16 protein-coding genes are annotated in these 13,515 nt (G+C 71.4%); 13 read left to right on the top strand and 3 right to left on the bottom strand.

Annotated elements, in window-relative coordinates; translation table 11 throughout:
• Nucleotides 1–101: 101 nt before the first annotated feature.
• Entirely contained in the window at nucleotides 102–2,072 is a 1,971-nt protein-coding gene (locus FCI23_RS32940) for a Xaa-Pro dipeptidyl-peptidase (protein ID WP_246144279.1), read from the top strand.
• Between the two features lie 70 nt (nucleotides 2,073–2,142).
• On the opposite strand, the gene FCI23_RS32945 is transcribed toward FCI23_RS32940, so the two are convergent.
• The gene (locus FCI23_RS32945) at nucleotides 2,143–2,853 is read right to left on the bottom strand and encodes a TVP38/TMEM64 family protein (RefSeq protein ID WP_136727688.1); all 711 of its coding nucleotides are present in this window, start codon (nucleotides 2,851–2,853) and stop codon (nucleotides 2,143–2,145) included.
• A 116-nt stretch (nucleotides 2,854–2,969) separates the two neighbouring features.
• Here FCI23_RS32945 and FCI23_RS32950 point away from each other — a divergent pair, with 116 nt between their 5' ends.
• A complete protein-coding gene (locus FCI23_RS32950; protein ID WP_136727689.1) occupies nucleotides 2,970–3,812 on the top strand; it encodes a spermidine synthase in 843 nt (280 codons plus the stop codon).
• Here the strand turns inward: FCI23_RS32950 and FCI23_RS32955 are convergent.
• A complete protein-coding gene (locus FCI23_RS32955; protein ID WP_136727690.1) occupies nucleotides 3,752–5,077 on the bottom strand; it encodes an MFS transporter in 1,326 nt (441 codons plus the stop codon). The genes FCI23_RS32950 and FCI23_RS32955 overlap by 61 nt on opposite strands.
• 166 nt (nucleotides 5,078–5,243) lie before the next feature.
• Between FCI23_RS32955 and FCI23_RS32960 the strand changes: the two genes are divergently transcribed.
• From FCI23_RS32960 to FCI23_RS32985, 6 genes are all read left to right on the top strand, one after another.
• Nucleotides 5,244–5,681 carry a DUF4442 domain-containing protein gene (locus FCI23_RS32960; protein WP_136727726.1) on the top strand — a complete coding sequence of 146 codons (438 nt, stop codon included), beginning with the start codon at nucleotides 5,244–5,246 and terminating at the stop codon, nucleotides 5,679–5,681.
• A 95-nt stretch (nucleotides 5,682–5,776) separates the two neighbouring features.
• Nucleotides 5,777–6,427: a DedA family protein gene (locus FCI23_RS32965; protein WP_136727691.1), complete on the top strand. Its 651-nt coding sequence runs from the start codon at nucleotides 5,777–5,779 to the stop codon at nucleotides 6,425–6,427.
• Nucleotides 6,428–6,489: 62 nt separating this feature from the next.
• Nucleotides 6,490–7,029, top strand: a complete 540-nt coding sequence (locus FCI23_RS32970) for a gamma carbonic anhydrase family protein (RefSeq protein WP_136727692.1) — start codon at nucleotides 6,490–6,492, stop codon at nucleotides 7,027–7,029.
• A 56-nt stretch (nucleotides 7,030–7,085) separates the two neighbouring features.
• Nucleotides 7,086–7,811 (top strand): acyltransferase, encoded by a 726-nt coding sequence (locus FCI23_RS32975; RefSeq protein ID WP_136727693.1) that lies wholly within the window; start codon nucleotides 7,086–7,088, stop codon nucleotides 7,809–7,811.
• Nucleotides 7,812–7,836: 25 nt separating this feature from the next.
• Nucleotides 7,837–8,373: a YbaK/EbsC family protein gene (locus FCI23_RS32980; protein WP_136727694.1), complete on the top strand. Its 537-nt coding sequence runs from the start codon at nucleotides 7,837–7,839 to the stop codon at nucleotides 8,371–8,373.
• Complete coding sequence (locus tag FCI23_RS32985; protein ID WP_136727695.1) at nucleotides 8,370–9,191, top strand: GNAT family N-acetyltransferase; 822 nt, start codon at nucleotides 8,370–8,372, stop codon at nucleotides 9,189–9,191. Before FCI23_RS32980 ends, FCI23_RS32985 begins: the two co-directional genes overlap by 4 nt.
• A gap of 39 nt (nucleotides 9,192–9,230) precedes the next feature.
• Here the strand turns inward: FCI23_RS32985 and FCI23_RS32990 are convergent, their stop codons facing one another.
• On the bottom strand, nucleotides 9,231–9,638 hold the full coding sequence (locus tag FCI23_RS32990; protein WP_136727696.1) for a CoA-binding protein: 408 nt from the start codon (nucleotides 9,636–9,638) through the stop codon (nucleotides 9,231–9,233).
• Nucleotides 9,639–9,749: 111 nt separating this feature from the next.
• Between FCI23_RS32990 and FCI23_RS32995 the strand changes: the two genes are divergently transcribed.
• The 5 genes from FCI23_RS32995 (at nucleotide 9,750) to FCI23_RS33015 (ending at nucleotide 13,504) form a co-directional block, all read left to right on the top strand.
• Nucleotides 9,750–10,370 carry a YigZ family protein gene (locus tag FCI23_RS32995; protein WP_136727697.1) on the top strand — a complete coding sequence of 207 codons (621 nt, stop codon included), beginning with the start codon at nucleotides 9,750–9,752 and terminating at the stop codon, nucleotides 10,368–10,370.
• Nucleotides 10,371–10,680: 310 nt separating this feature from the next.
• Complete coding sequence (gene trxA / locus FCI23_RS33000; RefSeq protein WP_136727698.1) at nucleotides 10,681–11,136, top strand: thioredoxin; 456 nt, start codon at nucleotides 10,681–10,683, stop codon at nucleotides 11,134–11,136.
• A 54-nt stretch (nucleotides 11,137–11,190) separates the two neighbouring features.
• Nucleotides 11,191–11,454 (top strand): UBP-type zinc finger domain-containing protein, encoded by a 264-nt coding sequence (locus tag FCI23_RS33005; protein WP_136727699.1) that lies wholly within the window; start codon nucleotides 11,191–11,193, stop codon nucleotides 11,452–11,454.
• Nucleotides 11,455–11,498: 44 nt separating this feature from the next.
• A complete protein-coding gene (locus FCI23_RS33010) occupies nucleotides 11,499–13,208 on the top strand; it encodes an FAD-dependent oxidoreductase (RefSeq protein WP_136727700.1) in 1,710 nt (569 codons plus the stop codon).
• 68 nt (nucleotides 13,209–13,276) lie between these two features.
• On the top strand, nucleotides 13,277–13,504 hold the full coding sequence (locus FCI23_RS33015) for a hypothetical protein (protein ID WP_136727701.1): 228 nt from the start codon (nucleotides 13,277–13,279) through the stop codon (nucleotides 13,502–13,504).
• The last annotated feature ends 11 nt before the right edge of the window (nucleotides 13,505–13,515 follow it).

Consider the following 13,515-nt stretch of genomic DNA (forward strand, 5'->3'; position numbering starts at 1 on the left):
CCGGGCCCGCCGGACTCACGCGGCACAACGGGCCCACCGGTTCCGCATCTTGTCCGGTAACCCCCTGTTGGCATGGCGCGGCCAACCGCTACCGTCCGCCCGTGCTCTCTCACGCGCGGGATGCCCGCATCCACTGGAAATCCGTCGTAGCGGTCGTGGTCACCGCCCTGCTCGTCCTGCTGACCGCGCCGACCGCCGCCCACGCCACCGCGCGTGGCAGCGGAACCGTACGGCAAGAACTCAGCCAACCCGACTACTCCTACGCCGACGCGATCCGCGAAGCGGTGTGGGTCGACACCGGGCTCGACGGGGACGGGGACGGGAGGACCGACCGGGTGGCCGTCGACATCGTGCGCCCCAGCGAGCCCGCCGAGGCCGGCCGCAGAGTTCCCGTGATCATGGACGCCAGCCCCTACTACTCCTGCTGCGGCCGCGGCAACGAGAGCCAGACGAAGACCTACGACGCAAGCGGCAACATCCTTCAGGCTCCGCTCTTCTACGACAACTACTTCGTGCCGCGCGGCTACGCGTCCGTCCTCGTCGACCTGGCCGGCACCGACCGTTCCGACGGCTGCGTGGACGTCGGAGGCCGTTCCGACATCCAGTCCGCGAAGGCCGTCGTCGACTGGCTGAACGGCAGGGCCAAGGGCTACCGCACCCGTACCGGAGCCACAGCGGTCAAGGCCACCTGGGCCACCGGCTCGGTCGGGATGATCGGCAAGAGCTACGACGCCACCATCGCCAACGGCGTCGCGGCCACCGGGGTCAAGGGCCTGAAGACCATCGTGCCGATCGGCGGAATCAGCTCCTGGTACGACTACTACTTCTCCCAGGGTGCCGCGCTCTACGACTCCGGCCCCGACTGGCTCTCCGGCTACGTCGAGAGCGCCGGCGCCCGCACCCGCTGCGCCGCCGTCCAGCAGAAGATCGTCGACGGTGCTCCGCGCAGCGGCGCCTGGACCAGCTTCTGGTCCGAGCGTGACTACGTGAAGGACGCCGGAAAGGTCCGCGCGAGTGTCTTCGCCGTCCACGGCATGCAGGACCTCAACGTCCGGACCAAGCACTTCGGACAGTGGTGGGACGCGCTCGCCAGAAACGGCGTCGAACGGAAGGTGTGGCTGTCGCAGACGGGCCACGTCGACCCGTTCGACTACCGGCGTACGCAGTGGGTGGACACGCTCCACCGCTGGTTCGACCACTACCTGCTCGGCGTGCCCAACGGCATCGACCACGAACCGGCCGCCGACATCGAGCGCAGCCCCGACCACTGGACGACCGACCGGACCTGGCCCCCGGCCGGCACCGCGGACACCACACTGAGCCTGTCCTCAGGCGCCACGCCGGGCGTCGGCACCCTGGGTCCCGCCCCGGCCACACCTGGCAGCACCGAGTCCTTCACCGACGACCCGGCACTGTGGGAGGAGGACTGGGCCGCCGCCGCGGACACCTCCACGCCTGCCAAGACCGCGTTCAGCACCGGCACCCTCACCAAGGACCTGCGGCTCTCCGGCAGCAGCTCCGTCACCCTCACCGCCTCCTCGTCGACGACCAGCGCCCATGTGTCGGCGGTCCTGGCCGACCTCGGCCCGCAGACCATCCGCAACTACCTCGGTAACGAGGAAGGCATCACCACCCTCACCACCCGCTCCTGCTACGGAGACAGCACGGCCTACGACAGTGCCTGCTTCCTCGACACCGCCGCCGACACCGAGAACGTGGACTACCAGGTGGTCAGCCGCGGCTGGGCCGACCTCGGCCAGGGCAAGGCGCTGACCCCCGGCAAGGCCTACCGGATCACTTTCGAGCTGGCCGCCACCGATCATGTGATCCAGGCGGGCCACCGGCTCGCCCTCATCGTCGCCGGCACCGACGCCGGGCTGATCGACCCCGCCGACACCACTCCGAAGGTCACCATCGACCTGGCCCGGTCCTGGGCACGGCTCCCGCTGAGCGGCCTGGCCGGCGGCTACGCCGCCGTGCCGAAGCAGCAGCCGCCGGCCTCGGCGACCGCCGGGTCGCTGCTGGGCCTGCCCGCCGCACGGCCGGCCATGCGGCCGGTCCCCGGAGTCTGACCGGCGCTTTTGGCCACGGCCGGGGGCTGCGCGCTCCCGGCCGTGGCTGTGTTCCTGCGCCCCTACCCCCCTACGCCCGCACAGGGGCGGCTGCGCTCTGTCGCGCGCGGCGGCCCCGGGCCCGCCAACCGATTCCGGCCGCCAACACCCCCGTCACCGCGATGAACCCCATGGCCAACAGGAACACCGGCGACCCCGGACTCGCGGCGTGGCTGCCCGCGAGGACGTAAGCGGCGGTGTTCGGCACCGAACCCAGCGCCGTGGCCAGCAGAAAGGGCGCCAGGCCCATCCGGGACACCGCGGCACCGTAATTCGCGGCGGCGAAGGGCACACCCGGGAAGAGCCGCATCGCGAGCATGCTGCGGAAGCCGTGCCGGCTCAACTGGCCGTCCAGCGAGAGCAGCAACCGGCCGCGCAGCAGCGGCCGCAGCGCGTCCCGCCCCAGCACCCGGCCCAGTACGAAGGAGAGCCCCGCGCCCAGCACCGTGCCGGCCAGCGCGGCCGCCAGTCCGGCCTGCGCGGCCAACAGAGCGCCCGCCGCCACATTGAGCAACGGCCTCGGCACGAAGGCGGTGGCGCACACTCCGTACGCCAGCCCGAAGAGCACCACGGCCGCGGCACCCGAAAGCTGTGTCGCCGGCCAGCCGTTCGCCAGCAGCCGCTGCGGCTCCCAGACGAGTACCGACGCCGCGCCGCCGGCGAGCAGCGCGACCAGCAGGGCGAAGCGGGCCCAGGGCGACAGCAACGCACGAGTGGCGCGGGCGGGGGGAGTGTCGAGCATCCTCAGGAGAGTAGCCGAGGACCCTGTCGGTCCGCCTACAGCCCGGCGAATCCCCGGACAGGACCTGGGCGAGGACGCCGGTCCGGCCGGGCCGGGGGCCCTGCGAGAATGGGCAGGTGGAAGCAATACCGGTGACGCGTGCCGTGGACTTCGGTACGGCCAGGCTGCTGCCCGACATCGACCGGCCGCGTGCCTGGCTGCTCACCGTCGACGGAGCCCCGCAGTCGTACGTGGACCTTGACGATCCGGCCTACCTGGAGTTCGAGTACGTGCGCCGTCTGGCGCATGCGCTCGACGCCGCCGCGCCGCCGGGCGTGCCGCTCGATGTACTGCACCTGGGCGGCGGTGCGCTGAGCCTGCCGCGCTACCTCGCTGTGAGCCGCCCCGGTTCCCGGCAGGGGGTCGTGGAGGCCGACCGGGAGCTGGCGGCGCTGGTCGCTGAGCATCTCCCGTTGGACGGGGCTGTCCGGATCGTCGTACACACCGAGGACGCACGGGCCTGGCTGGAGCGGGCACCGAGCGGTTCGGCGGATGTGGTGGTCGCGGACGTGTTCGGCGGTTCCCGGGTGCCCGCGCACCTCACCTCGCAGGAGTTCCTGACGCAGGCCGCCCGCGTGCTGCGGCCGGACGGACTGTATTTGGCGAACCTCGCCGACTCGGCCCCGTTCGCCTTCCTCCGTTCCCAGATCGCCACGGTGCGGGGGGTCTTCGCAGAGGTGTGCCTGATGGCTGAGCCGGGCGTGTTGCGAGGCCGCCGCTTCGGTAATGCCGTGCTGGTCGCGAGCCGTGCCGGGCTGCCGCTGGACGTACTCGCCCGCAAGGCGGCGGCCGACGCATTTCCCGCGCGTGTCGTGCACGGTACGGCGCTGACGCGGTTCGCGGCCGGGGCCCGGCCGGTCTACGACAGTGACGCGGTGCCCTCGCCCGAGCCTCCGGAGGGCGCCTTCAGCGTCGGCTGAGCGGCGGGCAGCGGATCCGGGCCCGGTCCCGGTTCCGGACGCGACTCGGCCCGGGTCAGCCGGCGGACCTCCGGGGCGAGGAGTACGGCGCCGGTCAGCAGCACCGTAAGGGCGGCGCAGCCCCAGAGCGCGCCGGACATGCCGATGGCGCCGGCGGTGGGACCGGCGGCGGCCGCGGCGAGGGGGGTCAACGAGACCGAGCCGAGGATGTCGTACGCGGCGACCCGGGACAGCTTGTCCTCGGGGATCTCCTGGTGCAGCGCGATCATCCAGGCCACGCCGAACACCTCGATCGACAGACCGCTGACGAACATCGCCCCGGTGAGCACCGGCGTCGGCAGGAGCAGGGCAAGTGCGATCGGCGGGAGGGCGAAGGGAAAAACGCCGAGCGTGCCCGCGAGCAGGATCCTGCGCGGCTTCCAACGCAGCATCAGAAGGCCGCCGAGCACAGTGCCCACGCCGAAGGCCGCGGCTGCCACGCCCCACGGCCCGGCGCCGCCCAGATGCTCATCAGCGATCAGCGGGCCGTAGACCGCCTCGACAGCGGTGAACATCGCGTTGACCACCGAGAACTGCGCCACTATGCTCCACAGCCACCGCCTGGAGACGAACTCCCGCCAGCCCTCGCGCAGTTCCCGCAGCATGCCATGGCCGGAATCCTCCCGGGGGATGTCGCCGGCCCGCAGGAAGGCCCGCAGCAGCGCGGCGACCGCGAACCCGGCCGCGTCCACGGCCAGCACCCAGCCGGGGCCGATCGCCGCGACCAGGGCGCCGCCCAGCGCGGCGCCTCCGATGATCGCGCCGTTCATGCCCACCCGGTACACGGTGAAGGCCTGCCCCGCGTGCTCCCGCTCCACCGTCGCCAGCAGCATGCCCTCGGAGGCGGGGCCGAAGAAGGCGGACGCCGTGCCGCCCACGGCTGACAGCGCCGCCATCTGCCACAGGGCAGGGCTGCCGGAGATGACGAGGGCGGCGAAGACCGCCTGCGCGGCGGCGTTGAGAACATTGGCGGCGACCATGACCCGGTTGCGCGGGATCCGGTCCGCGATCGCCCCGCCGATCAGGAGGAACACCACCAGCGGTGCGGTGCGCGCGGCGGCGACCAGGCCCACATCCGTGCCGCTGCCGCCGGACTCCAGCACTGCGAACGCGGCCGCGATCATGGCCCCGGAATTGCCGAGGTTCGTCACGACCGTGGCGGCGGTCAGCAGACGGAAATTGCGCGACGCCCACGAGGGCAGCCGGAACACGGACAAGGAAGTCACCCGGGGACTATCGCCGCGATGACGTTCCGCTGCCACTCCATTTCGGACAGCCAGCTGTCGGACAGCGCCGTATCGGCTGATCTCGCGTCAGGCGGGGTTCACACCGACCGGGGGTGGCCGATCTCCCCTACTCGTGAGTAACATGCCGTTCATGACTCCTGCCCAGATGTCGATCGGCGAGATGCTCGCCGCCACGGTCCCCATGGCGCGTACCTTGAACCTCGAGTTCCTGGAGACCACGCCGGAGCGCGCCGTCGTCCGGCTGCCCGACCAGGCCGCCTTCCACAACCACCTCGGCGGCCCGCACGCCGGGGCCATGTTCACCCTGGCCGAGTCCGCGAGCGGCGCCATCGTCCTCGCCGCGTTCGGTGACCATCTCACGCGTGCGGTGCCCCTGGCCGTACGGGCCGAGATCGGCTACAAGAAGCTCGCCAAGGGCCCCGTCACCGCCACCGCGACCCTGGGCCGTCCGGTCGCCGATGTCGTCGCCGAACTCGACGCCGGCCTGCGTCCCGAGTTCCCGGTCGCCATCGCCATCCAGCGGGACGATGAGGCGGTCACCGGCGAGATGACGGTTGTCTGGACCCTCCGCCCGAACAGCTGACGCGGGCCCCTCCATGGCCGCACCGGCAGGAGGACCGAGGCGGTCCGGCGCGTCGGATACGCTCGTCCCCAATCATCTCAGGGGAGGGAGCGGCCTTGGACGTCCAGGAATGGCTCGGGACCATCCCGCCGATCAGCATCTACCTCTTGGTGGGGCTGGTCATCGCGGTCGAGAGTCTGGGCATCCCGCTGCCCGGTGAGATCGTCCTGGTCAGCGCGGCGCTGCTGTCCTCGCAGGGGCACGTCAATCCCTGGATCGTCGGCGCCTGCGCCTCCGCCGGGGCCGTCATGGGCGACTCCATCGGCTACGTCATCGGACGCAGGGGCGGCAAGCCCCTGCTGGAGAAGCTGGGCCGTAGATTCCCCAAACACTTCTCGTCCGCTCATATCGCCTCCGCCGAGCGATCCTTCGAGCGGTGGGGGATGTGGGCGGTCTTCTTCGGGCGCTTCATCGCCCTGCTGCGGATCTTCGCCGGGCCGCTGGCCGGTGTCCTCAGAATGCGGTACTGGAAGTTCCTCACCGCCAATCTCATGGGCGGCGTCATCTGGGCGGGCGGCACCACCGCTGTCGTCTATTACGTTGGCGTGGTCGCCGACGCATGGCTCAAGCGCTTCTCCTGGCTCGGCCTGGTGGCGGCGCTGCTGGTCGGCCTCGCGTCCACGCTGATCGTACGGCGGAAACAAGCCGGCCCGGCGATCCAGGACGATCTCGGGGCCGAAGCCGGGGCCGAGGACAAAGTCGCCTAGACCGGATGCCGCCTGCCCAGCCGCCGGGGGCCTACACACACAGCAGAGGCAAGGAGTTGGAGATGGCACGACGGGCATTGATTTGCGCAGTGGGCGGGAAGGAGCCGACGGTCGCAGCGGAGGCGTTCACGGCCCCCACGTCCGTCGTGATCGGCGACGTCGTCATGGCCGCGGGATCGAGTGTCTGGTACCAGGCTGTGCTGCGGGCCGACGGTGGCCAGATCGTCCTGGGCGCAGAGAGCAACATCCAGGACAACTGCACCGTGCATGTGGATCCCGGCTTTCCGGTCACGATCGGCGAGCGAGTCTCCGTCGGGCACAATGCGGTCCTGCACGGCTGCACGGTCGAGGACGATGTCCTGATCGGCATGGGTGCCACGGTTTTGAATGGTGCGCGCATCAGCACAGGCTCATTGGTCGCTGCCCAGTCGTTGGTTCCGCAGGGAATGCAGGTGCCGCCAGGTTCGCTGGTGGCCGGGGTGCCGGCAAAGGTCAAGCGGAGCTTGACCGATGAGGAGCGGGAGGGCATCAAGTTGAATGCTGCGGTGTATGTGGACCTGGCGATTCAGCACCGGGACTTGTCTGTGAGTGACGACCGCTGAGTCAGGTCGCCGGGTCGCACGCAAGTGCGACAGTAGGAGGGTTGTACGGTGAGCGGGTGCCGAAGAACGAGAACCTGTTCTCCTCCTGGGCGGCCTGGCGCCGCCGCACCGCGTCCCGCCTGCTGCATCTCGGCTGGCGCCGTCTGCAGGAGGCCGGCGCGATCACCGCGGAGCGCCCCGGGTTGCTCCGCTTCGGCCGGATAGGCCCTGGCACCCGGCTGGCCTTCCCGCAGGGCACCGTCTTCGGTGAGCCCTGGATACACCTCGGCGACCACTGCGTCATCGGTGAGCAGGTGACCCTCACCGTCGGCATGTGGCCCGGCCTCGACCTCGGGCCTGATCCGGTACTCCGGCTCGGGAACGGCGTGGTGCTCGGCCGGGGCAGCCATGTGGTGGCCTCGCAGCCCGTGGTCTTCGGCGATGATGTCTTCTGCGGCCCGTATGTCTACGTCACCAGCGACAACCACTCCTACGAGGACCCCGACCAGCCCATCGGCAGACAGTGGCCGCGCTCCGCCCCGGTCGAGATAGGCTCCGGCAGCTGGCTCGGCGCGGGCGCGGTGATACTGCCCGGCGCGAGCCTGGGGCGCAACGTCGTCGTGGCGGCCGGCGCCGTGGTACGCGGCGAGGTCCCGGACCATGTGGTGGTCGCCGGCGCTCCGGCCCGGATCGTACGCCGCTGGGACCCGGAATCCGGCTGGCACCCTCCGCTTCGCACCCTGTCGCCGGTGCCGGTGACCGAGCTGTCCAGCCCCGACGTCGCCATCCCGCCACCACGCTGACGCCCTGTTTGTTAGCGTCCTGCGTATGCGCGCACCCATCGGCGACTTCGACGAAGCCCATCCCGCCACCGACCGCTCCGGCCTCCTCCCGCCGCCCGTCGTCGCCGCCCTCACGCCCGAGGTTCTGTACGTGGACACCGACCCCGAGCGGGCCGACACCGCGGTCTTCGCCGAGACGTACGGCCGTGACCTGCTCGACAAGTCCGCGAACTGCGTCGTCGTGGCCGGGAGACGCGGCCAGGACGTCACCCTCGCCGCATGCGTGGTGCTGTCCACCACCCGTGTCGACGTCAATGGAGCGGTACGGCGCAGGCTCGGCGCCCGCAAGGCGTCGTTCGCCCCCATGGACACCGCGGTCGGGGAGACCGGTATGGAATACGGCGGCATCACCCCGATCGGCCTGCCCCCGGGCTGGCCCCTGCTCATCGACGCGGCCGTCGCGGACGCCCCGCACCTCGTCATCGGCAGCGGCCGCCGCCGCGGCAAGCTGATCGTGCCGGGCAAGGCGCTGGCCGCCCTGCCGGGCGCGGTCGTCATCGAGGGTTTGGGGCTGCCCGTATGACATCGCCGCTGCGACGCCTGGAGGAGTACTACGACGCCGTGCCGCGGCTGGGCGCCCGGGTCGAGGAGCACGGTCCGCTCACCTTGTTCGTACGCCAGGGCGAAGGCTGGCCCTTCTACGCCCGGCCCGCCCTGGACCGTCCCGGCCCGGTGACCGCCGCCGATGTGCAGCGGGTCCGCTACCGGCAGCGCGAACTGGGAGTCCCGGAGTGCTTCGAATGGGTCGCCGAGAGCGCGCCCGCGCTCCGCACCGCCGTCGAGAAAACGGGGTTGGTGGTCCATGAGCACCCGCTGATGGTCCTCGATCCGCAAGCGCCCACCCAGGACCCAGGTCCACGGCCGGACGGCTTGTCGGTGCGGATCCTCGGCGCCGACGATCCCGCGCTGCCCACCGCGCTCGCCCTTCCCCACCTCGCCTTCGCCAGCCCCGGCACCCGCATCGGCACCGCGGGCCCGGCCGAACTGGCCGCGGCGGTGCCGGTCCATGCGAACAGCGCCGCGCTGGAGCGTGCCACCGCCCGAATCAGCTTCGGCCTGACCGTCTTCGCGGCGGCCGTCGACGGCACCACGGCCCTGTGCGCCGGCCAGCACAACCCGGTGGGCGACACCTGCGAGATCGTCGCCGTCGGCACCCTCCCCGCCGCCCGGCGCCGCGGCCTCGCTCTGGAGGTCACCGCCGCACTCGTCGCCGATGCCCGGTCACAGGGCGTACGGACGGTCTTCCTGTCGGCCGGGGACGGGGACGTGGCCCGTATCTACGCCCGGCTGGGCTTCCGCCGCGTCGGCACGGCACTGATCGCCGAACCGGGCGGCGGGTGAGGGGACTTGCGGTCCCGTGCCGCCTGCCCGGCCTGCGGCTCAGCCAAGCCGGGGAATTTCGATCGCCGGGCAGCGGTCCATGACCATGTCCGCACCGGCCGCCCGGGCGCGCTCGTACGCCGCCGTGTCGATCACGCCGAGCTGGAACCACACCGCCTTCGCCCCGGCCGCCACCGCCTCGTCCGCGACCGCCCCGGCCAGGTCCGAATTGACGAACACATCCACCACGTCCACGGGAAACGGAATCTCCGCCAGCGATTTGTACCCCTGCTCGCCGTGCACCGTTTCCGCCTTCGGATGCACCGGTACCACCCGCTTCCCGAACCGCTGCAACACCGCCGCGACCCCGTAGGCCGCCCGCGCCTGGTTGTTCGACAGCCCGACGACCGCCCAGGTGTCCCCGGACTCCGTCAGGATCTTCCGTACCGTCGCCGCGTCGCCGTACACGTCGTGACTCCTTCTGGTGGATGGGCCGGTTCAAAGTGGGCCGGTTCGCTCCGGCTCAACCGGGCGGCGGCCGGGTCCATTCCCCCGCCCCGCCCGGCATAGGCTGGCCGGATGGCGGAACGGTATGTGACGGTCGGGCGCGAGGGAACGCACGAGAGCGAGATCAAGCGCTCACGCTTTCTCTGCACTCTCGCCCCAGCCGGCAGCGAGCAGGCGGCCCGGGAATTCATCCAGCGGATCCGCAGGCAGCACCCGGGCGCGACTCACAACTGCTTCGCCTACGTGATCGGCGCCGACGGCCGCGTCCACAAGGCCGGCGACGACGGCGAGCCCGGCGGCACGGCGGGCACACCGATGCTCCAGGTACTGCTCCGCCGCGAGGTCCGCGATGTCGTGGCAGTGGTGACGCGCTACTACGGCGGCATCCAGCTCGGCGCCGGAGGGCTGGTCCGGGCCTACGGCGGAGCCGTCTCGGCTGCCCTGGACGAGCTCGGGACCGTGGAGCGGCACAAGCTCGCCCAGGTGACGGTGGCAGTCGACCACCAGCGCGCCGGGAAACTGGAGAACGACCTGCGGGCGGCCGGGCGCGCGGTGCACGGGGTCCGCTACGGGTCGCAGGTGACGATCGAGCTGAGTGTCCCGGAGGAGGAGCTGGCCGCGTTCCGTGCCTGGCTGGCCGATGCGACAGCCGGCTCGGCGGTCGCGGAAGTGACGGGCGCCGCCTACTTCTGAGGACCGCCCGGCCTGCGAGTAACTGGGGTGGCACGAGTACGGTGGGGTGGGGGGAGATTCTTCGCATTCTTCCCATTCTCTGCACCGGGACATCGCATGGAAGTCACTTCGAGCCAAGCCGCCGGATCCGCTTCGGACCGGTCCGAGCGGACGGACCGTGGAGATGCGGCCCGTACCGGTCCGGCAGTGATCGCTGCCGTTGCTACGGATACGGGTGGACCCGCGAGGCGGCGAGGTCGTGGTGGACTCCTCCCGGACGCCGAGCGCCTGATGCCCCGGGCAGTGTGACCGGACCCGAAGGAGGACCGACATGGCAATCATGACCGTCCGCTGCGAGCGGTGCGGGCGCGCCAACCGGGTGCCTGCCACCGCCGAGGGCACCCCGCGGTGCGGTAACTGCCACCAGCCGCTGCCGTGGATCGCGGAAGCCGGCGACGCCGACTTCGCCCAGGTCGCGGAGCGATCCTCGCTACCCGTGCTGGTGGACTTCTGGGCGACCTGGTGCGGTCCCTGCCGGATGGTGAGCCCGGAGCTGGAGCGCCTCGCCCGCGAGCTGGCCGGCCGGGTGAAGCTGGTCAAGGTCGACATCGACAGGTCCCCCGGGCTGGCCCGGCGCTTCGACGTCCAGGCCGTGCCGACGCTGCTGGTGCTCAACCAGGGCACGGTGGTGGCCAGGCAAGCGGGCGCGGCGCCAGCGCACGTCCTGCGCCCGTGGGTGGAGCAGGCGCTGGAGCGCGGAACCCCGGCCGGCCCCGCGGCCGCCTGACGGATTTTCCCATCCCCTGCCGGTGCCGCGACCGCGGCACGAAGGAGGCTCGCGATGACGACCTTCACCGATCCCCACCTCGCCCTGGTACGCCCTGTCCAGCCGCGCACCCCGCAGGGCTGCGAGGAGTGCCTCCAGCTGGGTTCGCCGTGGGTGCACCTGAGGCTCTGCCTGACCTGCGGCCACGTGGGCTGCTGCGACTCCTCCCCGCTCAAGCACGCCCGCGGCCACGCCTACGCCGACCAGCACCCGATCGTCCGCTCCTTCGAGCCGGGCGAGGACTGGCGGTGGTGCTACGTGCACGAGGCCATGGTCTGAGCATGACCTGAGCCCGCTGCCGTACAACCCGAGGGAGCAGCCCCATGGACGCAGCGAGGGTCACAGAGGTCGGGCGGCAGCCGCTGCCAGAAACGCCCGACCTGGACGGTGCCTACCCCCGGCTCAGCGACCAGCAGATCGAGACGCTCGCCGAGCGCGGTGAGCGGCGCCCGACCCCGACCGGCGAAGTGCTCCTGCGTGAGGGCGAGCGCAGCGACGAGTTCCTGGTGGTGCTGAGCGGCAAGGTGGCCATCGTCCAGGGATACGGGGAGGACGAGCAACTGCTGCGGGTGCACGGTCCACGCCGGTTCCTGGGGGAGCTCGGACTGCTGGAGGGCCAGCCGTCCTTCTTCACCGCCGTGGTGCACGAACCCGGCGAGATCCTGGCCGTACCGGTCGCGCAGCTGGAGGCCGTCGTGCAGCGGGACCAGTCGCTCGGGGACCTGATACTCCGTGCCTACCTGATACGCCGTACGCAGCTGATCGGGGTCGGCGCCGGCTTCCGGATCGTCGGCTCCGGCTACTCCGCCGACTGCAGGCGGCTGCTGGAGTTCGCCAGCCGCAACCGGCTCCCGTACCGGTGGATCGACCTGGAGAAGGACCCGCAGGCCGAGGCGCTGCTACGCCGCTTCGGGATCGCCGCGGACGAGACCCCGGTGGTCATCTGGCGCGGCAGCCGGGTGCTCCGCAACCCCAGCACCACCGAACTGGCGGCCCTGCTCGGGCTGCGGACGGAGGGGGCCACGGCGACCGCCTGCGACCTGCTGGTGGTCGGCGCCGGCCCGGCCGGACTGGCGGCGGCGGTCTACGGAGCGTCGGAAGGCCTCGACACGGCCGTGCTGGACTCGGTCGCCACCGGCGGCCAGGCGGCCACCTCCTCCAGGATCGAGAACTATCTGGGCTTCCCGGCCGGCATCTCCGGGGCAGAGCTCGCCGAGCGGGCCGCGATCCAGGCGCGGAAGTTCGGCGCCCGGATCAGCGTCCCCACGACGGCCACCATGATGCGCCGGCACGACGGTCATGTCACGGTCGGGTTCGACGACGGCACCGAGACCACTTGCCGCGTGCTCGTGCTGGCCACCGGAGCCCGCTACCGCAAACTCGACGTCCCCGGGATCGAGCGGCTGGAGGGGACCAGCGTGTACTACGCCGCCACCCTCTGGGAGGCGCTGATGTGCCGGTTCGACGACATCGCCGTCGTCGGCGGCGGCAACTCCGCCGGCCAGGCGGCCGTCTTCCTCTCCGACCACGTCCCACGGGTGTACCTGCTGGTCCGCCACGAGAACCTGGGCCGGGACATGTCCCGCTACCTGGTCGACCGGATCGAGCGCAATCCCCGGATCGAGGTGCTGCTCCACACCGAGGTCAGGGAAGCCGTGGGCGACACCTCGCTCGAAGCACTGGTGGTGGAGGACAACCGCACCGGTCTGCGCCGGACCCTCGGCGTACGCGCTCTGTTCGTCTTCATCGGTGCCCAGCCCCACACCGCGTGGCTCGGTGACACGGTGGCGCTCGACCCGCATGGTTTTGTGCTCACCGGACCGGACGCCGCTGGCTCTCCGGACGATGGCGGGCCGCGGGCACCGGACGGTCACCCGCTCGCCCTGGAGACCAGCGTCCCCGGAGTATTCGCCGTGGGGGATGTGAGAAGCGGCTCGGTGAAGCGGGTCGCCTCGGCGGTGGGGGAGGGCGCCATGGCCGTACGTCTTGTGCACCAGCACCTCAACGGGACCGGTGGAGCCATCGGTCCCTGACTCTCCGCCAATCCCCGTCCGATGGCGCCTGACGTGCGGCGGCGCCGCCTCAGCCGCACCGTGGACATATGACCGAGAGCCCCGGCGTCGCGCCGCCCCCGATTGTCGTCTCCCAAGTCATGCCCGGCGATCCGCCGTTTCGGATCGTGCAGATCGGGGGTCAGCAGGTCGGCAAGGCGTTCTCCCCCGTGGACGTGATCGAGTTCGCCCGCCGGGCCGGTCTGGACGATGTAGACCTCGATGATCCGTCCGTCGTCCGGTGGGTGGGCGGCGACAAGTTCAAGTGGACCCTGTGACCAGTCATTCA

It is taken from the genome of Actinacidiphila oryziradicis (assembly GCF_005047355.1).
Lineage (GTDB): Bacteria > Actinomycetota > Actinomycetes > Streptomycetales > Streptomycetaceae > Actinacidiphila > Actinacidiphila oryziradicis.

Coding starts and splice junctions, on each gene's coding strand:
- FCI23_RS32945 (WP_136727688.1), bottom strand. CDS start 2,853: ATGCTCGACACTCCCCCCGCCCGCGCCACTCGTGCGTTGCTGTCGCCC.
- FCI23_RS32960 (WP_136727726.1), top strand. CDS start 5,244: ATGTCGATCGGCGAGATGCTCGCCGCCACGGTCCCCATGGCGCGTACC.
- FCI23_RS32970 (WP_136727692.1), top strand. CDS start 6,490: ATGGCACGACGGGCATTGATTTGCGCAGTGGGCGGGAAGGAGCCGACG.
- FCI23_RS32980 (WP_136727694.1), top strand. CDS start 7,837: ATGCGCGCACCCATCGGCGACTTCGACGAAGCCCATCCCGCCACCGAC.
- FCI23_RS32985 (WP_136727695.1), top strand. CDS start 8,370: ATGACATCGCCGCTGCGACGCCTGGAGGAGTACTACGACGCCGTGCCG.
- FCI23_RS32995 (WP_136727697.1), top strand. CDS start 9,750: ATGGCGGAACGGTATGTGACGGTCGGGCGCGAGGGAACGCACGAGAGC.
- trxA (WP_136727698.1), top strand. CDS start 10,681: ATGGCAATCATGACCGTCCGCTGCGAGCGGTGCGGGCGCGCCAACCGG.
- FCI23_RS33005 (WP_136727699.1), top strand. CDS start 11,191: ATGACGACCTTCACCGATCCCCACCTCGCCCTGGTACGCCCTGTCCAG.
- FCI23_RS33010 (WP_136727700.1), top strand. CDS start 11,499: ATGGACGCAGCGAGGGTCACAGAGGTCGGGCGGCAGCCGCTGCCAGAA.
- FCI23_RS33015 (WP_136727701.1), top strand. CDS start 13,277: ATGACCGAGAGCCCCGGCGTCGCGCCGCCCCCGATTGTCGTCTCCCAA.